Origin of the sequence: Massilia frigida (assembly GCF_011682175.1) — a bacterium.
GTDB classification, from domain to species: domain Bacteria; phylum Pseudomonadota; class Gammaproteobacteria; order Burkholderiales; family Burkholderiaceae_D; genus Telluria_A; species Telluria_A frigida.
The window spans coordinates 19,687-45,952 of sequence record NZ_WHJG01000004.1; the positions used below are offsets into that span (position 1 = coordinate 19,687).

Genomic DNA, 26,266 nt, shown 5'->3' on the forward strand with positions numbered 1-26,266 from the left:
CCAACGAGAATGTCCGCCAAGGCGGATAAAGCGCAAGACAAGGCCGAAACGCGCAGCACCAGTACGAGCGCGAGCGCCACGCCTGTCGTCAGCCAGACCACCGATGCCGCCGCGCTGGCCGCGATCGACACGTCCGGTTACGTGCTGCCCTCAGTCAAGGTACCGGGCAGGCGCGGGCGCAAGCCAAAAGAATTCCAGCCCGAGAACGATGAAGTGGCCGCCCTCAACGCGGTCGAGCGGGCCGAGCTGAAAGCGGTCGACAAGGCCAAGGCCAAGGACCGCAAGGCCAAGGAAAAAGCCCTGCTGAAAGATGCGTTTTCGTCGGATACGGAAGCGACCGAGGAAGAGCTCGAACGGCGCCGCCAGAAACTGAAAACCCTGATCAAATTCGGCAAGGAACGCGGTTTCCTCACCTACGCCGAAATCAACGATCACTTGCCCGAAAATATCGTCGATCCGGAAGCGATCGAAGGCATCATCGGCACCTTCAACGACATGGGGATTGCGGTCTACGAACACGCGCCCGATGCCGAGACCCTGCTGCTGTCCGACAATGTCGCTACCGTCACCAGCGATGACGAAGCCGAGGCCGCGGCCGAAGCGGCGCTGTCGACGGTCGACTCCGACTTCGGCCGCACCACTGATCCGGTGCGCATGTATATGCGCGAAATGGGCTCGGTCGAGCTGCTCACGCGCGAAGGCGAGATCGAGATCGCCAAGCGCATCGAAGATGGCCTCAAGGACATGATCCAGGCCATTTCCGCCTGCCCGGTGACGATCGCCGAAATCATTTCCGCCGCCATCCGCATCCAGAACGACGAAATCAAGATCGACGAAATCGTCGACGGCATGGTCGATCCGGACGAGCCGCTCGAGCCGGTCGTGGCGCCGGCCGCCACCGACGAGGATGAAGACGAAGAAGAGGCCGACGAGGAAGAAGAGGAAGAGGAAGAAGAGAACAACGCTTCCGGCGCCGCGGGATTCTCGGCCGAACAGCTCGAAGCGCTGAAAAACCAGGCGCTGGAAAAGTTCGACATCATCTCCGTGCAGTTCGACAAGATGCGCAAGGCCTTCGAGAAAGATGGCTACAACTCGAAAGCCTACGTCAAGGCGCAGGAATCGATTTCCAACGAACTGCTCGGCATCCGCTTTACCGCCAAGGTGGTCGAGAAGCTGTGCGACACCCTGCGCGGACAAGTCGATGAAGTGCGCCATATCGAGAAGCAGATTCTGGACGTGGCGGTGAACAAGTGCGGCATGCCGCGCGCCCACTTCATCAAGGTTTTCCCGGGCAATGAAACCAATCTGGAATGGGTCGATGGCGAAGTCAACGCCGGCCATGCCTACTCCGCCATCCTCGGCCGCAATATTCCGACGATCAAGGAACTGCAGCAGCGCCTGATCGACCTGCAGGCGCGCGTGGTATTGCCGCTGCCGGACTTGCGCAACATCAACCGCCAGATGGCGGCCGGTGAAATGAAGGCGCGCAAGGCCAAGCGCGAAATGACCGAGGCTAACTTGCGCCTGGTAATTTCGATCGCCAAGAAGTACACCAACCGCGGCCTGCAATTCCTCGACCTGATCCAGGAAGGCAATATCGGCTTGATGAAGGCCGTGGACAAGTTCGAGTATCGCCGCGGCTACAAGTTTTCGACCTATGCGACCTGGTGGATCCGCCAGGCCATCACGCGCTCGATCGCCGACCAGGCGCGCACGATCCGCATTCCGGTGCACATGATCGAGACGATCAACAAGATGAACCGCATCTCGCGCCAAATCTTGCAGGAAACCGGCGCGGAACCCGATCCGGCGACCCTGGCGATCAAGATGGAAATGCCAGAAGACAAGATCCGCAAGATCATGAAGATCGCGAAAGAGCCGATCTCGATGGAAACGCCGATTGGCGACGATGACGATTCCCACCTGGGCGACTTCATCGAAGACAATAACACCCTGGCGCCATCGGACGCGGCGCTGCACGCTTCGATGCGTGGCGTGGTCAAGGATGTGCTCGATTCCCTGACGCCGCGCGAAGCGAAAGTGCTGCGCATGCGTTTCGGTATCGAGATGTCGACCGACCACACCTTGGAAGAAGTGGGCAAGCAATTCGACGTCACGCGCGAGCGGATCCGCCAGATCGAAGCGAAGGCGCTGCGCAAGCTGCGTCACCCATCGCGCTCCGACAAGCTCAAGAGCTTCCTGGAAGGTAATTAAGCCTTGACGGGCTGATGCGAAAAGCCATATCCTCTCGCCACTTTGTGACGGGAGGCTATCTTTATGGTGGCCGTATCAGCATCCCCGTCGCACCGATTTCGGGCCTCTAGCTCATGCTTGGTTAGAGCAGCGGACTCATAATCCGTTGGTGCCGTGTTCGACTCACGGGAGGCCCACCAAATTCAGTAAAGAAAAAAGGGAGACACGAAACTGTCTCCCTTTTTTCATTTTAAAACTCCGGGAGTCGATTTCGGGCGCGGTCGTGCCAGCCGCTTCGGCGCGAAGGGTGTATGCACTTTTTAATGCACACCGCGACCTTTTCCTGCATTAAACTCCAAACCGCATGAGCGCAATCTCGCGCTCGTCGCCTGGGACGCCGCGGTCGGGAAATGACGGGCCCCCGGCATTTCTGGACAGGAGCATCGATTGAACAAGGTATTCATTTCGCTGGTATCGGCATGCGCATTCGCACTTCCACTGCAAGCCGCGGCTCAGGACCCCGTGCAAGCCTCGGCCGATCACGACCAATTGCTGTCAAGCCCGGTTCCCAAACTGGCCGCCAATAAGCGTCTTGTCTACGATTTCTGGCGCGAGGTATTGGAAGGCGGTCACCTCGAACTGGCGGACAAATACCTTGCCGATTCCTACATCCAGCACAATCCCACCGTGCCCGGCGGCCGCGAGGGATTCGTCACTTTCTTTTCCAAGTTTTCCAAGGCAAAACCAATTGCAGCGGCCATTAAGACGCCACTGGTGACGATCATGGCCGAGGACGACCTGGTCATGCTTGGTTTCGTGAGGGAGTATCCGGACCCTGCCGCCGCTGGCCAAACATATACCACCACCTGGTTCGACATGTTCCGCATCAGGGACGGGAAAATCGTCGAGCATTGGGATCCGGCAAGAAAATAAGCACTCCCGAGGTCGGCAACATCTCTCGAACAGGCCATTCTGCGCAGTGACCCGGAAACCAGGCTGAAAAAATGCCATCCGAAGAGGATCTCGCCCAGTATCGCCTTGCTGATGGAAAGACCCGACGCGAAGGGCGGTTCCCGCGCCGGCCGCCCCGCCGTGACGCCCTAATTGCCCGCCAGGATAATCAGCGAACTGTATTTTTCCAGCAGCACCGCAATCCCGTACAGGGACGCGCCCAGCGCGCCGGCGCCGATCAGTACATTGGTCCTGAAACCCAGATAGGCGATCCATTCGAGCACCAGCAGGACAAAAAAGCACAACAGAATGCTGGCGATGACTTTCAGGTCCAGGAACAGGTAGCCCAGGCTCGCCCATACCGCTAGCACGATAAACAAGGCCAGATACCGGTTGCGCTGCGCCCGGCTGGGCCACGGCGATGCGCCGACCAATAGCGCGAGCGACAGGCCGATGGTGCAGTAATACTCCAGGCCCGCCTCGAAATACTGGATGGATTCCCAATGGATGCCATGGGTGCGCACGACACAATAGGCCGCCAGCACGCTCAGGTGGCCGACAACAACGCCCTTGAGCATCCGCTCGTCCAATTTCAGATACAGCGTGCCGGGCGTGTAGACCATGTAAAAGGAAAGCACACCCGACAAACAGACTGCGGCGAAAAATCCGAAAATGCCGGACTGATGCATCAATGCCAGCGCGCCAAAATAGACCATTCCCAGCGCGCAGGCGGTACTGAGCGGCGCGCGGCGAAAGGGCGGGAACAATTTTTTCAGCGTGTCCGGCACCACCTTGCAGGTATCGACAATCCAGCCAACCAGCAGCACGTTCGCAAAGCCGCAAAACAGCGCCACATACAAGGCTTGCGATGGCCATATCGCCTCCGGCCACAGCGTTCCAACGCCTGTCAGGGAGAGGAAAACCAGCTGATACACAATGGTCGGCACCTTGATCACATAGGTCCACAGGGCCCTGGCCAGTTTCAGGATCGTTTCGTAAAACACCACCAGGAAGCAGATCACTGCAACGACCTTGATCAGATTTACCCAGGACATATAGCGCGACCAGACCGGTGGTTGGCTCGCTTGCGCTGTGACGGCGCCTGCCGCCGTTTCCCGGAAATCGCCCGGGCTGACATATTTTCCGGCGACTTCCTTTGCCATCCGTTCGCTCAGATAGCCATCGTTCTGCATCTGCCTAATCAGTTCGGTCTTGATATCGCCAGCCGTGCGCGCAGGCGCGGCGCTTGCAGGTGCCTGATGAGGTACTGCGGCGCGATCCTGGGCAAAAACACCTGCGCTCATGATCAGCATCCATCCAATAAAGACAAGTCGCCACGCAAAAAGCATATTATTCCGCCTGAATATATTAATAGGATGATAACGCATCCGATGCCGATTGCGGCGGCAGCGAATCGCCACCTCTCCGTAGACCGCGCGCTGAATTGCAGGCCTGTACCGGGCGTCATGCCGAAAAACAGCGCTCTCAGCAGTTGAGAAGCCTCAAACGGAGGCCAGTATCGACCGATACACTCGACCCTTGAAGCAGCCCAGTTTGCACTCTGTGCACGGCGGCATCGACCTTTCGCTGCCATCTTTTTGCGCAGCAATTTCAAGGAGAAACTCATGAAAACAATACTCTCAACCATCGCCGCAGCGTTCGCCCTGGCGTTTGCCAGCGGCGCCGTCTCGGCCCAGCCGACCGTGTCCACCTCGCAAGTGGGTACAGGCAACAGCCTGTACGTGGACCAGAAGGCGCCCGACTACGAATTCTATGAATTGAGGGCCACCATCAAGCAGACAGGCAATAACAATGTCGCGGGCGACCCGGTATCCAAAACGCCCGGCATTCTTCAGGTGCGCTCCTACGATGCCTATGCCGACATTGTCCAGACCGGAAACAAAAACGCAGCGAGCATAGCCCAGGACAATATCACCCGCAGCGGTACCGTCATCAAGCAGCTCGGCAGCGAAAACAAGGCGCTCGTGAAGCAAAAGAATTCCGGCGAAGTAGGGAATACGATCGAGCAAGTCGGCAACCGCAATGCGGTCAATGTCGATCAGCTCGGGTTATTCCCTTTCAGTATCCGGGCTTACCAGACCGGCAATGACAACGACATCACGGCGAAACAGGTCAATTCGGGTTTTGGCGGACCGCTGGTCGTACAGACCGGCAATTTGAACAAGGTCACGATCGACCAGAACGACGCCGTGTATTCGGGTGTGGAGGTGCAGCAGGTGGGCCATGCCAATAACGCCAGCGTCAGGCAGCACAATTCCTACTTCACGCGCGAACAGACCATTCTCCAGAAAGGAAATAACAACCTGGCCAGCAGCGACGAGCAAGGCCAGGATAATGCCAGCCGCATTGTCCAGACCGGCAATCTGAATAAAGCCACCGTCGTGCAGCGCCTGGACTACAGCCAGTCGCTCATTAACCAGACCGGTAACATCAATATCGCGTCCGTCACGCAAAACGGCGGCACTAACTACGACACGCCGAACAAGGCGACGATCACCCAGAACGGCAATGGCTTCTCCGCCGCCATCGCGCAATCGGGCAGCGGCAACCAGGCTGGCATCGTGCAGCACTAGCAGTATCCCGGGAGCCCGCGTTGGCAGGTTCCCGGGCGCGTCTGCGGTGCTTACCCGCCCCGGTTCAGATTATCCTTCACCTGCAACAGCAGACCGAGCAGCATCTCTTGCTGCTCCCCGTTCATCCCCCGTACCGCCTGCGCGTTCAGCTTGCCCGCTTCGGCCTGCGCCGCCTGCTGGATGGCCCTGCCGGCATCGGTCAGCGACAGGCGCGTGTTGCGGCGGTCGGCCGCATCGGCTTCCCCGTGCAGCAAGCCGCGTTCGCGCAGCCCCGTGATCAGGCGCGCCACCTGTGCCTTGTCGCGTCCGCTGTGACGCGCCAGCTCGCTCTGGGTCGAGCCCGGATGATGGCCGAAAAACGCCAGCACCTTCGCTTCCATGTGCGTCAGCTCATGCTGGCCGTCGCGCAATGCCTGGAATTGCTGCGAACGGTACTGGTGCATGATCGAATGAATCAGCTCCAGGACGGCATCCTGCCGCGCCGCGCCAGGCCGGGCCGCGCCAGAATGGTTGACATTGTCATTTGATTCGTGGATGATAGGTGACATTGTCAGCCAATTGAAAGATAAAGACATGAGTATAGACTCTCCCGTCAGCCGTGTGCAGCGTGTGCGCCACGAGCTCAAGATTCGCCAGGTCGAGGTGCTGGGTGTGCGCGCCATCGGCAGCCATTTCCGCAGCATTACTTTCGGCGGCGCGGCGCTGCACGACTTCCACAGCGCCTCGTTCGACGATCACATCAAGTTCATCCTTGGCGACGGTCCCGACGCCACCAGGCGCGACTACACCCCGCGCAGCTTCGATCCGGCCACCGGCGAGCTGGTCATCGAATTCGCCCTGCATGGCGACGGCCCCTGCGCGGCATGGGCAGCCCAGGCCGCGGCGGGCCAGCAAGCGATCATTGGCGGCCCCAAGGGTTCGCTGATCATTCCGGTCGATTACGCCTGGCATCTGCTGGTTGGCGATGAAACCGGCTTGCCGGCCATTGCACGCCGCCTGGAGGAACTGCCCGCCGGCACCCGCGCCACCGTCATCGTCAAGGTCGACGATGCGGCCGACCGCCGCGTGTTTGCCGGCCAGGCCGAGGTGGACCTGCGCTGGGTCGGCAGCGACGCCGAGCTGCTTGCCGCCGTGCAAGCCTGGACCCTGCCTGCGGGCGACGGCTATGCCTGGTGCGCGGGCGAAGCCGCGACCATGGCCGCCGTGCGCCAGGAACTGGTGGGCGTCAAGGGCTTGGACAAGACCGCCATCCGCGCCGCTGCCTACTGGAAGCGTGGCGGCAGCGGGTTTCACGAAAACCTGGAGTAAGCCGCTGCGGCTGGCGCGCCCTCGTCAGGCGGCGCGCGCGTCGCCCTCCACGGGGGCATCGAACCAGATGCCGTAGCGGTCGCCTTGCCACGACAGCAAGGAAAACAAATACGCCGTGGACAGCATGATCAAGCCGCCAGCCAGCGCCGCTTCGCTCACGAAGCCCAGCAAGCAAAACAGGAATCCGCTGACGTGCGACACGGCTTCGATGCGTTTGGCAACGCGCCGGGTTGGGTGCATGTGCAGAAAGCCGAAGCCAAACCAGCAGCGCAGCCACAGCGGCAGCGTGTGCCAGTTGAGTGCATGTTTATCGATCACGAAAGTCTCCTCGTTCAGGGTTGACACCTCCACCTCGAGTACCGCAGCAAGACATTTGAGCGACTCCACACTGGCCTTGTGGCCACTTTCAATGCGCTGGATGGTCCTGGCGCTCAAGCCCGACATCTGGGCTAATTGTTCTTGAGAAAGATGGCGGCTGAGACGCAGTTGTTTAAGAATCATCATGGTTCCCGGGGCTGGTGAGCTGCGAGTATTGACCGATTTGGGCCGTGTCGGTGACGAAAATCACCCGACAGCGGCCCGACAGTGCCTCGTTTCCTCTATTTCCCCGCGTTTTCATGGGCCCGCAAGACCTGTGCGACCGCTGCCACCGCGCGCGCGACATCGGCGTTGCCGGTCTGCCAATTGCACACCGATACCCGCATGCAGCGCTTGCCGCGCCAGCTCGTGTTACTGAACAGCGCCTCGCCACTGGCCAGCACGGCGCTGGTAACCTCATCCGTCCACCGGTCGTGATCGCTCTGCGTGGCGCCTGGCGCGGGATCGAAAAAACGCAGCAGTCCTTGATTGACCTGCGGTTCCCACACAAGTTCAACGCCGGGCAGGGCGGCAATGCCGGTCACGAGCGCGTGCGCGGCGGCGCAACAGCGCTCGATCATGGCTACGACGCCGCCGCGTCCGAGCTCGCGCAGGGCGGCATAGGCGGCCACGCCGCGTCCACGGCGCGACCATTCCGGGTTCCAGTCCGCCGGCTCGCGCACCTGATCGTTGTGGGCAACATAACTGGCTTGGTAGGACATGGCGCGCCGCTGCGCAGCGGCATCGGCAATAAAGGCAAACCCGCTGTCGTAGGGCACGTTCAACCACTTGTGACCATCGGTCGCCCAGGAATCGGCCTGCGCCACGCCGGCCAGCAGATGGCGGTAACGCGCGCTGGCGTTGGCCCACAGGCCGAAGGCGCCATCCACGTGTACCCAGGCGCCGTAGCGGTGCGCCAAGGGAATCAGGTCGGCGAACCGGTCGTAGGCGCCGATATTGAGGTCGCCTGCCTGCAGCAGCACGATGACGGCTGTGCCGGCGCTGTCGGCCAGCGCCTGTTCCAGCGTCGCCGCGTCGAGCTGGCCAGCCTGGTTGACGGGCAGGCCGGTCACGGCGCCCGTGCCCAGGCCCAGCAAGCGGGCTGCGCGCGTGATGCTGCCGTGGAACTGGTCGCCGCTCAGAATGCGGATCGGCGGCGCGCCGCACAGGCCGTCGCGCTCCACATCCCATCCACGGCGCGCCAGCAGCGCATTGCGGGCAGCCGCCAGGGCGGTCGCGTGCGCCATCTGGCAGCCGCTGGTGAGGGCGAAGCTGGCGTCGAGCGGCAAGCCGAGCAATTCCTTCAGCCAGGCGCCGCAGACCTCTTCAATCACGGTCACGGCCGGCGCGCAGGCGTACGTGGCCGCGTTCTGGTCCCAGGCGCTGGTGAGCCAGTCGGCCGCCAGCGCGGCCGGCAAGGCACCGCCGATCACCCAGCCGAAGAAGCGCCCGCCGGCGCTGCCATGGATGCCGCCGGCCGTATCGGCGGCCAGCTCGTCGATCACTTGTGCGGCCGGCATGCCGCCATCGCCTAACGGCCTTGATAGACGTGCGCGCAGCGTGTCGAGGCTGGCACGGGCGCCGACCGGTTGCTGGTCCAGATGATCCAGATGGGCCAGCGCGTGGCTCAGGGCACGTTCCAGTGCCGGTCGAAACGGGGATGTGGTATGCATGGCGATCGCAGTGGCCTTATTTAACGGTGTAGGTCCGAGCGTAAAGCCGGCGCCTGGTGAGCGCAAACGATCTGTTGCCGCCGTCACGTTAGCTGAGCTAAAGTGACGCCATGCACATCCCGTTCCAGACCTTCTATGCATTCTTTGTCGTTTGCCGCGCCGGCAGCATGAAAGAGGCGGCGCGCGAATTGCATGTCAGCGCAGGCGCCATCAGCCAGCGCATGCGCGAGCTGGAACAGCGGCACGGTCAGCGCCTGTTCGAGCGCACCCGTGCCGGCGTCACGCCAACGGCGGCCGGCGCGGCCTTGTATGCAGATCTCCGGGCGCCGTTTCGGCAGATCGAAACGGTTTCGCGCCGCAATCTGCACGATCACGCTGCACGGCAACTGGTGGTGAGCGTGATGCCATCGCTCGCTTGCGCTTGGTTGTTGCCGCGCCTGGGCGACTTTGCCAGCCGCCATCCGGACGTCTCGCTCTCGATCGACAGCGATGCGCGCGTGGTCGACCTGAAAAATGAAGCGGTCGATTTCGCTATCCGGCACGGCCTGGGAAGCTATCCCGGACTCGAATCGCGCTGGCTGATGTCGCCCGAAATGATCGTGGTCGGCGCCCCGGCCTTGCTGCGCCAGGGGCCGCCGATTCGCTGCCCGGCCGATTGCCTGGCCTACCCCCTGCTGCATGACGGGGAACGCCGCGATTGGTCGTTGTGGCTGCAGGCCCACGGCAGCACCTCGCCCAAGGCGCGGCGCGGGCTGTCGTTCAGCGACGAACATTTGCTGGTGCGCGCCGCGACCGAAGGGCAGGGGCTGGCGCTGGTGCGCGATATCTACGCCGGCGCCGACCTGGCGAAGGGCCATCTGCGCAAGGCGCTGGAGCAGCAATGGCCGACGCAGTTCGGCTATTACCTGGTCGGTTTGCCGGACACCTTTGCCGCACCGGGGGCGCGCGCTTTCGTGGAATGGATTCAGGCCGAAGCCGCGCAATCGCTGTCTGCGCCGGCGCTGAAGCGGTAGCGCTAACACCACCAAAGTGGCGATGCGCCCCCTGCCAAGCTCATCAATTACATGGCACAATCGCGCCCTTGGTGCCCAAGGCACCCCATCCGCGTGAATCTTTCCCATGTCAGAACAACAAATCGTCATTGCCGGCGGCGGCGTCTCCGGCCTGTATTGCGCCATCCGCCTGGCCGAAGCCGGGCACCAGGTCCTGATCCTGGAAGCGTCCTCCGACCGCTGGGGCGGGCGCATCGAAACCGAAGACATGGATGGCTTCATCGCCGAATACGGACCGATGCGCTTCGAGCCGACCCTGCAGCCGCGCTTCGCCCAGCTGTGCGCCGAACTCGGGGTGGGCCTGGTCGATTTTTCCGGTCCCTCGGCCGACGAAATCAGCGCACCCGACAGCCAGCTGCCGCCCGAAGAACAGGGCCTGAACTCGCTGCAACTGCTCAAGCGCGGCATCATGCTGGTGATGGGCCGCGATCCGGAAGACCAGGCCTGGATCGATGGCCTGACCGAAGCGGACTACAACCGCCTGCGCCGCCACGCGCAGCTGCACGGCCATCCGCTGTGGGCCACCGGTTTCTGGAACGTGATGTCCGGCCACGGCATCCTGAGCCACCGCGCGCTGGTCAAGCTGCGCGACACCGGCACCTTTTATCACATGATTCCGGAAAACCTGAACGCGATCGAATGGATCATCTGGTGGCTGCGCGCGCTGAAAACCGTGGGCCAGAAGCTGGCCAGCATCGCCGGCGGCTCGGCCAAGCTGACCGACGGCCTGATGGCCAAGATCCACAGCCTGCCCAACATCACCCTGGCCGGCGGCCACACCCTGCTGGGTTTCCGCCCCACCGGACTGGGCCAGGCGACCATGGAACTGGACGTGCGCACCAAGAACGACACCATCAAGCTGCAGGCGGCACGCCTGATCCTGGCGCTGCCGCGCATGCCGCTGGTCAAGCTGGCGCCGCACTTGCCCGAGCACATCGCGACCCATCTGGATGCCGTCAACGGCTTTCCGATGCTGAAGATTTTCTTCGTGAGCAACGCGCCCTGGTGGGATTACGAGCAGCCGCCGCAGCAATACGCCAATTGCCTGCCGACCCGCGAAGTGCATTACTTCCGCCGCCCGCAGGGCAGCGACCATGATGGCCACGGCATGGTGCTGCTGTACATGGACCGCCCGTCGACCGAATTCTGGCGCCATTACCTGAGCGAGCCGGACAAGCACGACCGCGCCGAAGTCGACCAGGATGCGCGCATCGTCGACGCCTTCGCCCTGTTCGTCGCGCGCGACGTCAAGCGCTTGCTGGAAACGAACGAATCGCACCTCAAGCTCAACGATCATTCGAAGGCGGTGTTCCGCGACCAGACCCTGGACCAGGCCACGGCCTACATCAAGAATTCGATCATCACCTACGGCATCCGCGACTGGGCGCGCGCGCCGTACGGTGCCGCCAACCATGGCTGGCAGCCGGGCGTGCGCTCGTGGAAAGTGATGGATGCCTTCAAGGCTTTCGACTTCGGCAGCGGCGCGAAAAACGTGCACATCGTCGGTGAAGCGTATTCCGATTACCAGGGCTTTGTCGAAGGGGCCTTGAACAGTTCCGAGCTGGCGCTGGAAGCGATCTTGCAGGGGCGTTGAGGGACTGCTTATCTGCAAATGAGGCAGGGGCTACTAAACAGTAGCATCACAATCAACACCGGCGCTGCCAGGATGAGAAGGACATTTTCCGCTGTCTCGTTCGCGCGGTGCGTGCTCGGCTCGGGCATTGCACGTGCATCGCCGATCATGTCGACCGTTACAACGTAGTTCTGGTTCAAGGCCGATGCGTCCATGTCTTTAGCCAGCGCCGCCGATTCAAAACGGGTGCCGCCGATCGTCGCGGCGATGTCAAAACGGCCGTCCGGCAGCTGGCTGAATCCAAGGTGCCGCGCTTCTTCGCCTTGCTCGGGGCTGAGCGCATTGCGGGTCTGGATGCGGTAGCTGCCTGAAATGGTATCGTCGGGATCGACCGTGAATTTGCCGAAGGAACCTGCGAGTTCTTTTTTGAATGTCGCGCCCATGATTTTTTCCAGCCCGGCCTTGTCGTCGAACAGGTAGTGGTAGCGCTCACCGAGCACGATCAATTTGCCCGTGGTCGGCGAAAGCAGAATGTTCATGATTTTTTCGTCGTAGCTGAATCGTATCCGCGGCTGCGGCTGCGCCTCCACTCTTGCGCCGCTCATCATCAATAGTGAGGCGGCGCCTGCCAGCAGCAGCTTTCTGCGTGTTTTGCTTGGTTCATTGCGCATCGGGCATACCAGTCAGGAAAATGAAGATGGTGGATGGTACGGTACCGCTGCCGGGCGTACTTTGCGCTTCTTTTGGTATCGGGATGTGATGCCGGCCGTATAGGCGGAATACACCGGCGCTGTTCCGGTAGGCTGCCGGTTTCGTTGCCGGTCCAGACCGGAACAACACCCACGTCAGACGCCACCGCGAAAGGGCAATCCAGTGCCATCGACATTCAATCAATTCATATCCGGCGCAGGCCTGATGCCGGTCGCGTGCGTGGTTTTCGCGCTGGGCGGCTGCTCCACGCCAAAGATCGATCCAATCTACGATCAGATAGACAAGGAAAAGCTGGCTCTGCCTGGCAAGGTTTCTACCGAGTCGCTATCGCTCAGCGCCGGTTTTTTACGCGCACCGTGGATTGTTGAGCTGCTCAGCGACCGGAATGTGAAAATGCTGGAAGTCACGCCGGTGCGCTCGACTCGCGACGCTCAACTGGCGAGACTGGCGTTCGACGAAGGAGAATGGACCATGCCGGTTGCCTTGTTCAAGTTCGTGCAGTTTCGACTGGCGCTCAGCGGCGATGCGACATGCATTCCGGACGAGAAGTTGCGATCCGGTTTGCGCAGCGCATTACAAAGCCCTCCGATCGCTCCGGGTACCTGTCTTTCCATGGTGATCTCGCCGGTCAGCACGGCGCGGCATGCGATTCGCCTGCGCAAACGTGAAGGGGGCATGGCATATGACCGGTGGGAGCTTGTCGATACGATAAGCAGCAGAACTGAAGCATTCATGAGTACCGGAGAGTCGCCATTGTGGCAATGGCCTGGCAGGGATTTGCGGCAGTTCGACAAGCGGGAGCCCCATACTAATCTACTTCGTCTGATTGATCGCAGCGACACGACGCAGGCACCGTCGGACCGGTTTTACGTGAAGCGTGTCGTTGCCGCATCTGCCCACCCGGATCCACAAATATCCGGCAAAACCGGGGCCGACGTGCCGGTTTCGATGCGTCGGGTGGTTTACCAGAAACCAAAGATCGGCTTTCTCAGTAGCGAGGATTGGCCAAAGGCCGTTACCGAAGCGCGTACGAAGGGGTGGGGTTATTATCAGCGCGATTTGCTGGAACAAGCCTGCGGCGCACGTTGGAACCTGAGCCTTGCGCAATTCGAAACGGGTCGCTCCACCTCTGATCGAATAACTTTTAAGGTAGAGGCGGGCGACCGGGGCTTTTATGTTTCTCCAGATACCTTTGACCCGCAGAAACGGGAGTGGCTGAGCCACTACGATGCCAAAGGACAGCTGCTCTGGCAGGTATTTGTTCCACGTGTCACCTCTGAACACCGTTCCTGCTCCGGGCACTTCAAGCTTGCACGCGCTACCCATGAAGAGATTGTCTTTGATCGGAACTGCTATGCATCCGGTGACGATGAAGGGTTTCAGCAGGTGGAAGAACTGTTCATCAAAAAGAAAGATATCGCCGCGCAGCTCGGGCGACCGAACCTGAACTGATCATGTATGGGTATGCGCAACGCAAGCTTGCCATCCCGCCTACGTGCGCTTCCGAACGGACGGGCCCGCCTGACGCGGGCACACTGGCTTCATTCGATTGCAATGCCCCGGCTCCGGCCGGTGCACTTTCCGTTTAAGGCGCGGCCCAGATGCCGCGCCGTCTTTTTGCGTCGTGCCTCGCAATGGCCGCCGTCCGCGCACGATCACGCTTCATCTCAAGGAATACCACCATGTCATTCAATCACGTCGTCGTCTGGCTCGACCAGGCCGAAGCTCACGTTATCCATTTCACGCGCGATGCCGCCGAAGCGGAAGTCATCAAGACCGCCTCCGTCCATGCGCGTCATAAAAAAGCCGGTGTCGATGCCAGCATCGAATCGGAACAGGATCCCGACTACCTGAACGAGATCGCCGCTGCCATTGCCGCCGCCCAGGAAATCCTGGTCGTCGGCCCTGGCCAGGAAAAGCTGGTCTTCATCAAGCACCTGGAAAAGCAGCATCCCGCCGTGGCTGACAAAGTGGTCAGCGTCGAAACCGTCGACCACCCGAACGATGGCCAGCTGCTCGCCTACGCGCGCAAGTATTTTGTCAAAGAAGGCATCATGCATTAATTGATGCGCAAAAAAAACCGGGAGCGCCGTTAGCGGGCGTTCCCGGTTTTTTTTGCCCGGATCGAACGCGGCCCGTTACGCCACGATCAGCCCGGCCCGGGTCCGTCCAGCCGCGCCGCGCGCGGCGCACCCGTGGGCACATAGCGCAGCAGGTAAATCGTCACGCCGGCGCCGATACAGAGCAGCATCAGGGTCAGGCCGGTGCGCTGCAGGCGCAGCATCGAATACGCCAGCGAGGCCCACATCAGCACGAGAATGGTGATCTTGGCGCGGCGCGGAATGCCGCGTCCCTGCTCAAAATCGCTGAGATATTTTCCGAAGACTTTGTTCCCCAGCAGCCAGGCGTGCATGCGGGTCGAGCCGCGCGCAAAACAGGCCGAGGCGAGCAGCAGGAAGGGTGTTGTTGGCAACAATGGCAGGAAAATGCCGAGGATGCCCAGCAGCACGGCAAGGCAACCGATCGTGTTCAGCAGCAGTTTCATGTGAGGTCCTTGGCGGCCGTGGAGGAGGGCGCCGCGCATCCTACCATGGCGGCCGGGGCCGCCACCTCAGGCGATCAGGAATACGGGCGGGTTGCCGTCATGCGTTCCCAGACGCGTTCGAGCAGGGCTTGCACGAAGTAAACGGCGCGGTTGACCATGCCCTTGTACGCCATCGCAAACGGCGACGGCATCGGCGCCCGTGGGGCCGGCGGGCGCGGCGCGCTGGGCGCGGCAGCGACCTTGGCCGCCGCTTTCTGCGCCGAGCGCGACGGTTCTTTCTCGACGCTGCAGTTGCAGCCGAGCAGCTGCATGGTGGCCACCAGGCGCTGCGCCGTTACGTGGTCGAGCCGGCTGCGCAGGACCGCGTTCGGCGTGGCCAGCATCGTTAACGCCTGTTCGGGCGTGCATTTCAGCAGCGGCACCAGCTTGCCCAGCATGGCCGTCGTGTTCACGTTTTTCTGGATGCTGGTGAGCACCACGCGAAAGCGCGCGGGACGGTACACCAGGCCGGCCTGGGTGTCGATCACCGTCAGCGACAGCGCGCCCGCCCGGCGCAGCAAAAAGGAGAGCACTTCGATGTTCTTGTACGACAGGCTGATCACGCCGATGTCGCCCGTCAGGCAATCGATCAGGGGCGTGTCGGCCCACGGGCAGGCGGCCGCGCTGGCCTTGCTGTAGGCGCCGCTCGACGCGCACGGATACCTGGCCGTGATGGCTTCGTAAAACTGCAGCAGCCTGGCCGACGGCGGCAAATCCATCGACGTATGCGCGAGCGTGTTGGCAAACCCCCGGACAGAAAGATTGTCGGAAGGGACTGGCGGTACCACCACTTTCAAGATGTAGCTCATCCGAAAATTTTGATGCTTATGGGAAACGCATAGTGTATGCCATTTGGAGGCGTGCGCGGAAGAAGCGCGCAGCAGCGTGGCGCGATTGAGACAAATAATCGAAAAACGTCGGCTTGGAATGGTGCGCTTGGCAAGCTTCTCCGGCAAGGGCGGCGGCGCGCCCTTGCTGTTCAGATAAAAGCGGTGTCCTTACACGACCGCATTCGGCGTCGGCGAGGCTGCGCCGCGTTCCAGCGCGGCCGCCACCCCGGCGCCGTAGGCCACATCGGCCTTGCCGCAGTTGGCGATATGGCGCTCCTGCACCGCGCGCGAGGCGCCGCCGAGCGAGCGCGCCGTATTGTCCATCAAGACTTGCTGCTGGGCCGGCGTCATCAGGCGGAACAGGGCGCCGGGCTGACTGTAATAATCGTCGTCGGCGCGCTGGTCCCAGTGCGCGGCGGCGCCCTCGATGGCCAGCGGCGGCTCGGAAAAATCGGGCTGCTGCTGCCACGCTCCCTTGGAATTGGGCTCGTAGCCGATGGTCGCGCCGTGGTTGCCGTCGACGCGCATGGCGCCGTCGCGGTGGTAGCTGTGCACCGGGCAGCGCGGCGCGTTGACGGGAATCTGGTGATGGTTCACGCCAAGCCGGTAGCGCTGCGCGTCGCCGTACGAAAACAGGCGCGACTGCAGCATCTTGTCCGGCGAAAAACTCACGCCCGGCACCACGTTGGCCGGCGAAAATGCCGCCTGCTCGACGTCGGCAAAGTAGTTTTCGGCATTGCGGTTCAGTTCCAGCACGCCCACATCGATCAGGGGGTAATCCTGGTGCGGCCAGACCTTGGTCAGGTCGAACGGATTGAGGTGGTAAGTCGCGGCATCGCGTTCCGGCATGATCTGCACCTGGAAGCGCCAGCGCGGGAACTCGCCGTTTTCGATGCTGTCGAACAGGTCACGCTGGTGGGTTTCGCGGTCGCGTCCCACCAGGTCGGTTGCTTCGGCATCGCTCAGGTTTTTGATGCCCTGCTGGCAAATGAAGTGGAACTTGACCCAGAAGCGTTCGTTCGCGGCGTTGATGAAACTGTACGTGTGCGAGCCGAAGCCGTGCATGTGGCGGTACGAGGCGGGAATGCCGCGTTCGCTCATCACAATGGTGACCTGGTGCAGCGCTTCGGGCAGCAGGGTCCAGAAGTCCCAGTTGTTTTCGGCGCTGCGCAGATTGGTTTTCGGGTCGCGCTTGACCGCGTGGTTCAGGTCGGGGAACTTGAGCGGGTCGCGCAGGAAAAACACTGGGGTATTGTTGCCGACAATATCCCAGTTGCCTTGTTCGGTGTAGAGCTTGACGGCAAAACCGCGGATGTCGCGTTCGGCGTCGGCCGCGCCGCGCTCGCCGGCCACGGTCGAAAAGCGCATGAACAGCGGCGTCGTCTTGCCCACGTCGGCAAACAGGGTGGCCTTGGTATAGCGCGTGATGTCGTTGGTGACGGTAAACGTCCCGAAGGCGCCCGAGCCCTTGGCGTGCATGCGCCGTTCCGGGATCACTTCGCGGTCGAAGTGGGCCAGTTTTTCCAGGTGCCACACGTCCTGCAGCAGCAGCGGGCCGCGCGGACCGGCGCTTTGCGTGTTCTGATTGTCGGGCACAGGCGCGCCGGCGGCCGTGGTGAGTTTGTTCATGTCATGGTCTTTCATAGGAAGGGACGGGGCGGCGGCGCCGTCAAAGGGCGCCGTCCGATTGTTTTTATGGGTGAAACCTTGTGTGCATGACGGGCATGGTGGTTCAGTGACGCCCACGGAAGTGTGTGGACGAATCTGGCTTGGTTGCGCCGCTCGTGGCGGGCCGCGCGATCGCCGGGGCACGCCAGCCACCGGCGTACCTTACGGTGCCGGGCGGACTTCATCGACGGGCGGCCGTGCGTCGCAGGAGCTGGTCAGGACTTGATAAACGCCAGCAAGTCCGCGTTCACCTTGTCCTTGTGGGTATCGGTCAGGCCGTGCGGCGCGCCCGGGTACACCAGCAGCGTGGCATGTTTGACCAGCCTGGCGGCCGCCTTGCCGGCCGCTTCGATCGGCACGATCTGGTCGTCGTCGCCATGGATGATCAGGGTCGGGATGCTGAACTTTTTCAGATCGTCGGTGAAGTCGGTTTCCGAAAACGCCTTGATCGAATCGTAGGTGTTCTTGTGGCCGCCCATCATGCCCTGCATCCACCACGCCTGCACCAGGCCTTCGGACCTGGTCGCGCCAGGGCGGTTGAAGCCGTAAAACGGTCCGCCGGCAATATCGCGGTACAGCTCGGCGCGGTTGGCCAGCGCGCCAGCGCGGATGCCGTCGAACACGCTGATCGGCAGTCCTCCCGGATTGGCGTCGGTCTGGAGCATCAGTGGCGGCACCGCCGAGATCAGCCCGGCCTTGGCCACGCGCCGGGTGCCGTGGCGGCCGATGTAGCGCGCCACTTCGCCGCCACCGGTCGAAAAACCGAACAGCACCGCATCCTTGATGTCGAGCTTGTCGAGCAGCTGGGCCAGGTCGTCGGCGTAATGATCCATGTCGTTGCCGCTCCACGGCTGGCTCGAACGGCCGTGCCCGCGACGGTCGTGGGCGATGCAGCGGTAGCCCTGGCTGGCCAGGAAGATCATCTGCGATTCCCAGCTGTCGGAATTGAGCGGCCAACCGTGACAGAACACGATGGGCTGGCCTTGGCCCCAGTCCTTGTAATAGATCTCGACGCCGTCGCTGGTCGTAAATGTGCTCATCGGTGAATCTCCGTGGGATGGTTGAGAAGTGCAGGGTGCGGCCGCCGCCACGCCGGTGGGACGTGCCAGGGACCCGGAGCAGGATAAAACGAGGCGCGCGGGCCCGCATCACCTCAACAAGGTAGCACCGGGTAACCGGAAAGAGGGATGCTCAAATTGGCAATTGTGTGGCAGGCGGCGTGCCGGCCCGATTCCGCACGGGTTGGAATGAAAAAATATTCCTATTTGCGCTTGACGTCCTCGGGCATGACCCGGAGTGACTTGGCAAGGCATTTGCAAGTATGATCGATCCCTTGAGCAATTTCTTCTCCCGCCATGCGCATACTCCGGCTGCTCGCCATTTTCTTCGCCATCTGCTCACTGCCGGCAGTGCTGGCCTGGTGTTTCATCACCGTGGTCGGCGGTTTCTTCATGCTTCCCGCGCTCGGTCCGGGCGCATTGGCCGCTAATTCGCCCGTCGCCGGCTTTGCCTGCGTGATGCTGATGGGCTGGGTCAGCCTGGCCGCCCTGGGCTGGACCGCGCGCCATTTTTCCACCCTCATCAGCCCGACGCCGCGCTGGGTGCTGGCCGGCTATGGGTTTGGTGCCTTCGTCGTCGTCCTGCTGCTGTGGCGCACGCCGCTGTTTCCCCCGCCCGCGCACCGCGCCGATGTCTTGCTGCTCTATCTTGCCGGCCCCGCCTGCCTGTTGCTGCTGGCCGCATGGCGCCTGTTGCTGATCCGGCGCTTTTACGCTATCCCCGTGGCCGAGGAGCAACAAAATAATGCATTGGATGATGGTGGCGATGGTACATTGGATACACCCACCGACCATCTGGCCAGCCCATGTTCAAGCGTTCCGCCTGCCTCGCCGCGCTGATTGTCCCTCTCGCAGGCGCTGCCGCGCCGGCCGCCGCCGCGCCGGCCGCCGACCTGATCATGATCGCGCCCCTGAACCAGGCCATGCCGCTGGCGCAGTTCCACAACGATAAGCTCAGCGGCGGCATCCTGAAAGACCTGGACGAGGCGATCGCGCAGCGGCTCGGGCGCAGCATCGTCCATGTCAGTGTGGCGGGGGAGCAGGTGAGCGAGGCGCTGGCCGCCGGCAAGGCCGATGGCATCTGTTATGTGCGCCCGTTCTGGATCGACGGGCAGTACGACTGGAGCCGGCCGCTCATTCCCGATGCCGAAATGGTCGCCTCGGTCCAGGGCGCGCCGCCGGTGCGCTCGCTGGCCGACCTGCGCGACCGTCCGGTCGGCACGGTGGCCGGCTACCGCTATCCGCGCGTCGAGCAGGTGCTGGGGCTGCGTTTCCAGCGCAGCGAATCGCTCACCATGGAAGAGAACCTGCGCAAGCTGATGGCCGGCGGGGTGCGCCATACCGTGATTGCGCGCTCGACCCTGGCATACCAGATGCGCATCAACAAGTCCCTGCGCCTGCGCCAGGACCTGGTGTTCGCCTCGTTCAAGGCGCAGTGCGCATTCTCGAAGACGGCGGGGGTGCCGTTCGAGGAAATCAACCAGGCCATCAATGGCCTGATCGACGACGGCAGCGTGGACCAGATCCTGGCGCGCTACCGCTGACCGCCTGGAACGCGCTTAAAAGTAGCTCAGGCCCATCGCGCGCTTGACTTCGTCGGCCGTGCGCGCCGCCACCTCGCGTGCGCGTGCGGTGCCTTCTTTCAGGATCTGCATCACGTGTCCGCGATCCTTTTCCAGCTCGGCGCGGCGGGCGCGGATCGGTGTCAGGAATTCCTGCAGGCACACTTCCAGGCGTGCCTTGACGATGCTGTCGGCCAGGCCGCCGCGCTGGTAATGCGCTTTCATCTCGGCCAGCGCTTCTTTTTCCGGATCGAAGGCATCCAGGTAGGCGAACGCGATATTGCCCTCGATATGGCCGGGATCGGCCACGCGCAGGTGCAGCGGGTCGGTGTAGACCTTCTTGACGGCCGCGCGCACTTCATCGACGCTGGCCGAAAGGTTGATCGTGTTGCCAAGCGACTTGCTCATCTTGGCCTTGCCGTCGATGCCCGCCAGGCGCCCGATTTCCGGCACCAGCGCCTTCGCTTCGACCAGCACCTCGGCGCCGGCGATGCGGTTAAAGCGGCGCACGATTTCATTGGTCTGTTCGATCATCGGCACCTGGTCTTCGCCGACCGGCACCAGCACCGCCTTGAATGCGGTGATGTCGGCCGCCTGGCTGGCCGGGTAGGTCAGGAAGCCGGCCGGAATGTCGCGCTCGAAGCCGCGCAGGCGGATTTCTTCCTTGACGGTCGGGTTGCGTTCCAGCCGCGCCACCGTCACCAGGTTCAGGTAGTAAAAGGTCAGTTCGGCCAGTTCCGGAATCTGCGACTGGATCAGGATGGTCGACTGGGCCGGGTCGATCCCGGTCGCCAGGTAGTCGAGTGCCACTTCGATCACGTTGCGCTGGACCTTGGCCGGATCGTCCATATTGTCGGTCAGGGCCTGGGCGTCGGCCAGCATGATGAACTGGCGGTAGTCGCGCTGGTAAGCGACGCGGTTGCGCAGGCTGCCTACGTAATGGCCAAGGTGGAGCGGGCCGGTCGGGCGGTCGCCGGTCAGGATGATGGGTGCTGCGGTAGTCGCTGGTGCGGGCATGTCGATCGTCTCTCGGGTGGTGCCCCTATCGGAAAACGCTCATGAAAAACGCCGCCCAATCGAGGCGGCGTTCATGGAAAACACATGATGGTGCAGGCGCCGCGCGATGTCAGCGCAGCCACCAATTCGAACACAAGGCATGTGAATTAATCATAGTCATGCGCGTATCCTCGCAGTTTTGCGCGCCCCTGTCAATCCGGCCGGGTCCGCTCATGCCGGCTGTCCGGTGGCGTGCCGCAGCGCGGCGCGCGCCAGCAGGCGGGTGGTGTCGAGGGTGGGCAGGGGCGAATTGCCATCGTTCATGAGCAGCGGAATTTCGGTGCAGCCCAGCAGCACCGCATCGCAGCCGCCATCTTTCATGCGCATAATGGTTTTCTGGAAGTAGGCAACCGCCGCCGGCTTGCATTCGCCGCTGACCAGTTCATCCATGATGATGCGGTTGATTTCGATGCGCGCCGCCAGCCCGGGCCGCACCGTGGCCAGGGCGTGCGCGGCGAAGCGCTCGGGATAGACGTCGCTGTCGAGCATCCAGCGCGTGCCGGTCAGGCCGATGCGCTGGTAGCCGCGCGCCAGCGCTTCGGCGGCGGCGACGTCGGCAATATGCAGCCAGGGCAGGGGCGAGCGCGCCCGCACCAGGGCCAGCGCCTGGTGCACGGTATTGTCGGGGCAGATCAGGAAGTCGGCGCCGGCGCTGGCCAGCTTGTGCGCCGACGAGAGCATCAGTTCGCCCACGCCGTGCCAGTCGTCCAGGTCGATGCAGCGCATGTAGGCCGCCAGCGAATGCGAGTGCATCGACAGTTCCGGATGCTCGTATGGCCCGAGCAGGCGCGCGCCTTCGTGGCAGATGCTGCGGTAGCACAGCGCCGCACCCTCGGCGGAGCAGGCGACGATGCCGATATGCTGTTGGTTTTCAGGCGCGTTCATGTGGAATATCCTAGCATCCTTGTGGCAGGTACACGTTTTGTTACCTCGATTTTCTTGTCGGCAGTGTGGCGCGCCACTTACAATTCCTTCTCATACTGACTTTTGCCCGGATTCACCATGAATGCCCGCCTTTGCCGTCTCGCCATCTTTCTCTTGCTGCCAGCCGTACTGGGCGGTTGCGGCGTGATGGCCGCACCCTGCCGCGTCGGTTCGGCCGTGATCAAAATGGTTCCCGTGGTCGGCAAAGTGGCAGCGCTGCCGACCGATGCCTGCGCCGCGATTATCGATTGACGTCCCGTTTGCCGGCTTTGACAGTGACGCCCGCGGCGGGCGGCTAGGCGCATGGAACAGCACCTGCGCCGCCACTGGCTCGCCTCGATCCTGCTGGGCGCCTGCCTGCTGCTGCTGGTCTGGGCCGCGATGGCGCCGATCCGGCCGGGCAGCCGCGACTTCCTGCTCGACATTCCCGAACACGCGGCCGAACGCCGCCTGGCCGGCGACCGGGCCGAGGTACTGCCGCCCGTGGTGCGCCTGACCGTGGGCTTGCGCGATGTGCTGCTGTTGAGGAATAGCGACAGCGTGCCGCATCAGGTCGGCGGCCTGCGCCTGATGCCGGGCCAGGAATTTCGCTTGCCCTTCGAGCGCGCCACCGAACTGCAACTGCCGTGCAGCGCGCGCGTCAGCGGCGAGCTGACGGTGCTGGTCGGCCTGCATCCGAATCCCGGACCGGACCGGCTGCGCTGGCGCCTGCATGCGCTGGAGCAGGCCGTGCGCGCCTACTGAGCGTTGGCCGGCGCCAGGTCGAGGCGCCGCACTTCCCTCAGGCGTCCGTTCTTGAGTTTGCCTTCCACCAATTCGTCACCCATCAGCGCGAATACCCGTCCCTGCACGAACAGCGGCATGACGCCGGCGCCGGCATCGTGCCGCTCGCCGCTTTGCGCCTTGAGGGTGCCCAGTTCGCGCAGCTTGAGCGCGGTATTGCGCAGGTAGACCACCGATACGGCGGCCTCGGGCGCGTCGGGCTGGCGCATTTCCACGAGCGGCAAGCCGACCATGCCCTGGCCCGGGCGCTGCGAGGTGTACTGGAAGGCGTGGCGCACGCTGGCGCTGTCCTCGTCGATGGCGTGCACATGGCTGTTGGCCAGGGCGGCTTGCTGGCCCAGGCGCACGCTGCTCAGGTGCAAGGCGCCCTGGCCATGCCCGCTCACCACGGCATCCTCGCCCATGGCCTCGATGCGCTCGGCCGGATGCGCCAGCGCCAGCCGTTGCGGCGCACCCGTGGCGTCGCAGCGCAGCGCGTACAGCGGCGTGGCGGCCGCCTCGGCGCTGCCGTACAGCAGCCAGGGGCCGACAAAGCGGCTGCGCAGCTGCGGGCTGAAGCCGGGCAAGTCCTTGTAGCTGGCCGGTGCGGCGCTGTCGCTGCCGTCGGACAAGGCCGTCAGCGGCAGCCGCAGCAGCGCCAGGCCATCCGCGCCGGCCTGTCCGACCAGCACGTTCACGTGGCCATCCGCGCTTTCGTGCAAGGCCGACGGATCGTGCGGCACGCCCGTCACGCGGATGGCGCCGGGGGCGCCGCCGTTCAGGGGAATCCGGTACAGGCTGGCGCTGGCGCCCTCCTTGTGCGGCGCGCTCCAGACATACACCGCCTCGGAAGCCATGTGGATCATGCGTGCCGGCGCTCCCAGCACGGCGCTGGCGTCGCAGCGCAGCGCGCGCGCGGCCAGGTCGCAGATGGTCACGCTGTGCAGCACCAGGCCCGCCTGCGCGTCCGGCGCCGCCTCGCCATGGTAAATCCGGGTGGCCGGGGCGATGCGGGTGAAGGGCGCCGCCGCCGGGTCGGCCCCGGCCAGCCATCCGCGCAGCGCCGGCAGGGCCGCGCGCTGGCCGGGCGCGGGCGCAGCCAGGGGGAGCGGGCTGTACAGCACCAGCTTGGCGCCGATCTGGCGCAGGCTCTCGCGCAGGGCCGGGGCCTGCGCGCCGGCGCGCAGCTGGTAGCTGGCGCGGTAGCGCAGGCGGCCGCCGGCGTCGATGTCGAACAGGGCGATGGCGGTGCCGTCCGGGCGGCGCCCGACCAGCGCCACCGTGTCGCCGGCCACCACCAGCTGGTCCTGCCCGTCGCCGCCCGGTGCGTGCGCATCGACCGCCGCCACCAGCTTGAGCTGGTCCTTGCCGATATCGACCGTCAGCAGGCGCCCGTGGCGCAGCAGCACCAGGTGGCGTCCATGTTCGCCCACGCCGCCGCCAGTCGCGGGCGGCGCCGGCGCGGCCGCCGGCGTGCCGGCCGGCCCGGCGGCGTCCTTGAGAAACGCGTCCAGCTGCGCCTCGTCCTGGAACGCGTGCATGGTTTTCTGCGGCGCCGGCCCGCTGGCACGCGGCTGGCAGCCCGCAAGCGCGGCCAGCGACAGCGCCAGGCCGGCGGCGAGATAGTGCGACATGAATGGCTCTCCTGTTTTTGTCTCTGGTCCGCTGCGACTGTTGCGCATTGGCGGGACATGGAATGTAACGGAAGCGGCCCCAAAAAGGGGTTGCTTGATGCAAAAAAAGTAAAATGACGACACATCACCCGCTGCGCATGCGGCCTGACAATCGTGCTTCGCTGGCGGCCCGGATTCTGGCATCATGGGGCGATGGCGACCCTCTCTTTCCCTCTCTTTCCTCTTGGTACGGTCCTGTTTCCGGACGGCGTGCTGCCCTTGCAGATTTTCGAGGTGCGCTACCTCGACATGGTGGGCAAGTGCATCGCCAACGGCACCCCGTTCGGCGTGGTGCTGCTCACCGAAGGCCACGAGGTGCGCACGCCCGAGGGCCAGGAGCGCTTCCACCCGGGCGGCACCCTGGCCTCGGTGCAGGACAGCGGCATGAGCGCGCCGGGGTTGCTGCAGGTCACTTGCCGTGGCGCCGCGCGCTTTCGCATCCTGGCCAGCGAACGCCGCGCCAACGGCTTGTGGATGGCCGATACCGAACTGATCGAAGACGACCACGCGGTGCCGGTGCCGTCCGAACTGCAGGGCGCGGCCGATGCCCTCGACCGCGTGCTGGCCTCGCTCGACGAGGTGCCCGAGCAGCGCTGGCCGGTGCTGCCGCCATTCCGCCTCGACGATTGCGGCTGGGTCGCGAACCGCTGGTGCGACTTGCTGCCCTTGCCGAACGACCAGAAATACCGCCTGTTGATGCTCGACAATCCGGTCATCCGGCTCGAATTGTTGCACGACATGCTAGACGAACATGGCCTGATTACTTCCTGAAAGGCGGCGCCGTGACATGCCGCCATGGCTGAATGATAATATAGGGACCAGCGCAACACCTGCAATACCAGCAAGCGGCGCCGCCCGGCACGCCGGGCATCCCGATCAGACGAGGACGGCAGCATGAGCTTTTCCGATGACATCCTGAGGGCCTACGCCGATGGCGCGCTCGGCGACGCCACCCGCCAGGCGCTGGAACAGGCGCTGCGCCAGGACCCGGTGCTGGCGGCACGCTTGCGCCAGTTGCAGGCCCAGCGCAGCAATGCCTTCGCCGGCTTCGGCCAGGGCGAGGGCGCGCCGCGCTGCCCGCCGGCGGCGCCGCGCTCGGCCAAGGTGGTGCACCTGCATGCGGTGCGCGCGGCGCGCGCCGTCCCGCTGCCCGCCGCGCTGGTCGAGGAAAGAGCGCGCGACTGGTCCTGGAGCGTCTGGAGCGGCCTGGCCGCCACCCTGGTGCTGGGCCTGCTGGCCGGGGCCGGGATCAGCATTGCCTTGCAGCGCGAAGGCTTGGCGCTGATCGATGGCGATGGCGCCGCCATGACGGCGCGCGGCGCGCTGGCGCAGGCGCTCACGCAGCAGCTCTCGGGCACGCCGGAAGCCGACGCGCCGGTGCGCATCGATACCAGTTTCCTGTCCAAGGAAGGGGCATATTGCCGCAGCTTCCGGCTGGCCAACGGCGGCGGGCTGGCGTGCCGCAGCGGCGCCGGCTGGCAGATTGCCCTGTATGCGCGCATGGAGGGCGCCAGCGACGAGTACCGCACCCCGGGCGGCGGCATGCCGCGCGCGGTGCAGGACGGGGTCACGCTGCGCAGCGCCGACCCGCTCGACCCGATCGCGGAACGGGCCGCACGCGACCGCGGCTGGAAGCGCTGAACGCTACGCATCATGGTGGCTGCGCAGCGTCCCGACAGTCACAGGCCGGCCAGCCGCGGGTGATGGTGAGCATCTCCTCCGAGGGCGCGGCTGCCG

Annotated in this window: 26 protein-coding genes and 1 tRNA gene; 15 read left to right on the forward strand and 12 right to left on the reverse strand. The window is 63.7% G+C overall.

Annotated features, from left to right (window positions below):
• Positions 1-9 precede the first annotated feature (9 nt).
• The 3 genes from rpoD (at position 10) to F2P44_RS05435 (ending at position 3,126) form a co-directional block, all read left to right on the forward strand.
• Positions 10-2,214: an RNA polymerase sigma factor RpoD gene (gene rpoD / locus F2P44_RS05425; protein ID WP_167085706.1), complete on the forward strand. Its 2,205-nt coding sequence runs from the start codon at positions 10-12 to the stop codon at positions 2,212-2,214.
• A 100-nt stretch (positions 2,215-2,314) separates the two neighbouring features.
• Positions 2,315-2,393, forward strand: a tRNA-Ile gene (locus F2P44_RS05430).
• Positions 2,394-2,640: 247 nt separating this feature from the next.
• The gene (locus tag F2P44_RS05435) at positions 2,641-3,126 is read left to right on the forward strand and encodes a nuclear transport factor 2 family protein (protein WP_167085707.1); all 486 of its coding nucleotides are present in this window, start codon (positions 2,641-2,643) and stop codon (positions 3,124-3,126) included.
• A 167-nt stretch (positions 3,127-3,293) separates the two neighbouring features.
• On the opposite strand, the gene F2P44_RS05440 is transcribed toward F2P44_RS05435, so the two are convergent.
• Positions 3,294-4,565, reverse strand: coding sequence for a hypothetical protein (locus tag F2P44_RS05440; protein ID WP_167085708.1), 1,272 nt, complete (start codon positions 4,563-4,565; stop codon positions 3,294-3,296).
• Between the two features lie 204 nt (positions 4,566-4,769).
• Between F2P44_RS05440 and F2P44_RS05445 the strand changes: the two genes are divergently transcribed.
• A complete protein-coding gene (locus tag F2P44_RS05445; protein WP_167085709.1) occupies positions 4,770-5,738 on the forward strand; it encodes a hypothetical protein in 969 nt (322 codons plus the stop codon).
• Positions 5,739-5,788: 50 nt separating this feature from the next.
• Here the strand turns inward: F2P44_RS05445 and F2P44_RS05450 are convergent, their stop codons facing one another.
• Positions 5,789-6,286: a MarR family winged helix-turn-helix transcriptional regulator gene (locus F2P44_RS05450; protein WP_167085710.1), complete on the reverse strand. Its 498-nt coding sequence runs from the start codon at positions 6,284-6,286 to the stop codon at positions 5,789-5,791.
• 25 nt (positions 6,287-6,311) lie between these two features.
• Between F2P44_RS05450 and F2P44_RS05455 the strand changes: the two genes are divergently transcribed.
• The gene (locus F2P44_RS05455; RefSeq protein ID WP_167085711.1) at positions 6,312-7,046 is read left to right on the forward strand and encodes a siderophore-interacting protein; all 735 of its coding nucleotides are present in this window, start codon (positions 6,312-6,314) and stop codon (positions 7,044-7,046) included.
• A 24-nt stretch (positions 7,047-7,070) separates the two neighbouring features.
• On the opposite strand, the gene F2P44_RS05460 is transcribed toward F2P44_RS05455, so the two are convergent.
• A complete protein-coding gene (locus F2P44_RS05460; RefSeq protein ID WP_229423399.1) occupies positions 7,071-7,550 on the reverse strand; it encodes a helix-turn-helix domain-containing protein in 480 nt (159 codons plus the stop codon).
• A 95-nt stretch (positions 7,551-7,645) separates the two neighbouring features.
• Entirely contained in the window at positions 7,646-9,076 is a 1,431-nt protein-coding gene (locus F2P44_RS05465) for a pyridoxal phosphate-dependent decarboxylase family protein (RefSeq protein WP_167085712.1), read from the reverse strand.
• 110 nt (positions 9,077-9,186) lie between these two features.
• Here F2P44_RS05465 and F2P44_RS05470 point away from each other — a divergent pair, with 110 nt between their 5' ends.
• A complete protein-coding gene (locus F2P44_RS05470) occupies positions 9,187-10,089 on the forward strand; it encodes a LysR substrate-binding domain-containing protein (protein WP_167085713.1) in 903 nt (300 codons plus the stop codon).
• A 106-nt stretch (positions 10,090-10,195) separates the two neighbouring features.
• Complete coding sequence (locus F2P44_RS05475) at positions 10,196-11,722, forward strand: flavin monoamine oxidase family protein (protein WP_167085714.1); 1,527 nt, start codon at positions 10,196-10,198, stop codon at positions 11,720-11,722.
• A gap of 8 nt (positions 11,723-11,730) precedes the next feature.
• On the opposite strand, the gene F2P44_RS05480 is transcribed toward F2P44_RS05475, so the two are convergent.
• Positions 11,731-12,372 (reverse strand): hypothetical protein, encoded by a 642-nt coding sequence (locus F2P44_RS05480; protein ID WP_167085715.1) that lies wholly within the window; start codon positions 12,370-12,372, stop codon positions 11,731-11,733.
• Positions 12,373-12,574: 202 nt separating this feature from the next.
• Between F2P44_RS05480 and F2P44_RS05485 the strand changes: the two genes are divergently transcribed.
• The gene (locus F2P44_RS05485) at positions 12,575-13,864 is read left to right on the forward strand and encodes a hypothetical protein (protein ID WP_167085716.1); all 1,290 of its coding nucleotides are present in this window, start codon (positions 12,575-12,577) and stop codon (positions 13,862-13,864) included.
• Between the two features lie 230 nt (positions 13,865-14,094).
• Positions 14,095-14,475 (forward strand): translational machinery protein, encoded by a 381-nt coding sequence (locus F2P44_RS05490; RefSeq protein ID WP_167085717.1) that lies wholly within the window; start codon positions 14,095-14,097, stop codon positions 14,473-14,475.
• Between the two features lie 86 nt (positions 14,476-14,561).
• Here the strand turns inward: F2P44_RS05490 and F2P44_RS05495 are convergent, their stop codons facing one another.
• The 4 genes from F2P44_RS05495 to F2P44_RS05510 form a co-directional block, all read right to left on the reverse strand.
• Positions 14,562-14,957: a YbaN family protein gene (locus F2P44_RS05495; RefSeq protein ID WP_054264462.1), complete on the reverse strand. Its 396-nt coding sequence runs from the start codon at positions 14,955-14,957 to the stop codon at positions 14,562-14,564.
• Between the two features lie 74 nt (positions 14,958-15,031).
• Positions 15,032-15,805, reverse strand: a complete 774-nt coding sequence (locus tag F2P44_RS05500; protein ID WP_167085718.1) for a hypothetical protein — start codon at positions 15,803-15,805, stop codon at positions 15,032-15,034.
• Positions 15,806-15,994: 189 nt separating this feature from the next.
• Complete coding sequence (locus F2P44_RS05505) at positions 15,995-17,455, reverse strand: catalase (protein WP_167085719.1); 1,461 nt, start codon at positions 17,453-17,455, stop codon at positions 15,995-15,997.
• Between the two features lie 254 nt (positions 17,456-17,709).
• Positions 17,710-18,534, reverse strand: coding sequence for an alpha/beta fold hydrolase (locus F2P44_RS05510; protein ID WP_167085720.1), 825 nt, complete (start codon positions 18,532-18,534; stop codon positions 17,710-17,712).
• Positions 18,535-18,849: 315 nt separating this feature from the next.
• On the opposite strand from F2P44_RS05510, the gene F2P44_RS05515 reads away from it, so the two are divergent.
• Complete coding sequence (locus F2P44_RS05515; RefSeq protein WP_167085721.1) at positions 18,850-19,392, forward strand: hypothetical protein; 543 nt, start codon at positions 18,850-18,852, stop codon at positions 19,390-19,392.
• On the forward strand, positions 19,359-20,096 hold the full coding sequence (locus tag F2P44_RS05520) for a substrate-binding periplasmic protein (RefSeq protein WP_167085722.1): 738 nt from the start codon (positions 19,359-19,361) through the stop codon (positions 20,094-20,096). The genes F2P44_RS05515 and F2P44_RS05520 overlap by 34 nt, the downstream gene beginning before the upstream one ends.
• 15 nt (positions 20,097-20,111) lie before the next feature.
• Here F2P44_RS05520 and trpS read toward each other — a convergent pair whose 3' ends face one another.
• Positions 20,112-21,131 (reverse strand): tryptophan--tRNA ligase, encoded by a 1,020-nt coding sequence (trpS, locus tag F2P44_RS05525; protein ID WP_167085723.1) that lies wholly within the window; start codon positions 21,129-21,131, stop codon positions 20,112-20,114.
• 210 nt (positions 21,132-21,341) lie between these two features.
• On the reverse strand, positions 21,342-22,055 hold the full coding sequence (locus tag F2P44_RS05530; protein WP_167085724.1) for an aspartate/glutamate racemase family protein: 714 nt from the start codon (positions 22,053-22,055) through the stop codon (positions 21,342-21,344).
• A gap of 117 nt (positions 22,056-22,172) precedes the next feature.
• Between F2P44_RS05530 and F2P44_RS05535 the strand changes: the two genes are divergently transcribed.
• Together F2P44_RS05535 and F2P44_RS05540 are read left to right on the forward strand one after the other, a co-directional pair.
• The gene (locus F2P44_RS05535) at positions 22,173-22,346 is read left to right on the forward strand and encodes a DUF6726 family protein (protein ID WP_167085725.1); all 174 of its coding nucleotides are present in this window, start codon (positions 22,173-22,175) and stop codon (positions 22,344-22,346) included.
• 51 nt (positions 22,347-22,397) lie between these two features.
• Positions 22,398-22,838 carry a hypothetical protein gene (locus F2P44_RS05540; RefSeq protein WP_167085726.1) on the forward strand — a complete coding sequence of 147 codons (441 nt, stop codon included), beginning with the start codon at positions 22,398-22,400 and terminating at the stop codon, positions 22,836-22,838.
• Here the strand turns inward: F2P44_RS05540 and F2P44_RS05545 are convergent.
• The gene (locus tag F2P44_RS05545) at positions 22,832-24,490 is read right to left on the reverse strand and encodes a hypothetical protein (protein WP_167085727.1); all 1,659 of its coding nucleotides are present in this window, start codon (positions 24,488-24,490) and stop codon (positions 22,832-22,834) included. The two genes, F2P44_RS05540 and F2P44_RS05545, sit on opposite strands and share 7 nt — an antisense overlap.
• A gap of 192 nt (positions 24,491-24,682) precedes the next feature.
• Here F2P44_RS05545 and F2P44_RS05550 point away from each other — a divergent pair, with 192 nt between their 5' ends.
• Both F2P44_RS05550 and F2P44_RS05555 read left to right on the forward strand, forming a co-directional pair.
• Entirely contained in the window at positions 24,683-25,300 is a 618-nt protein-coding gene (locus F2P44_RS05550; protein ID WP_167085728.1) for an LON peptidase substrate-binding domain-containing protein, read from the forward strand.
• A gap of 123 nt (positions 25,301-25,423) precedes the next feature.
• On the forward strand, positions 25,424-26,170 hold the full coding sequence (locus F2P44_RS05555; protein ID WP_167085729.1) for a hypothetical protein: 747 nt from the start codon (positions 25,424-25,426) through the stop codon (positions 26,168-26,170).
• Positions 26,171-26,266: the final 96 nt, after the last annotated feature.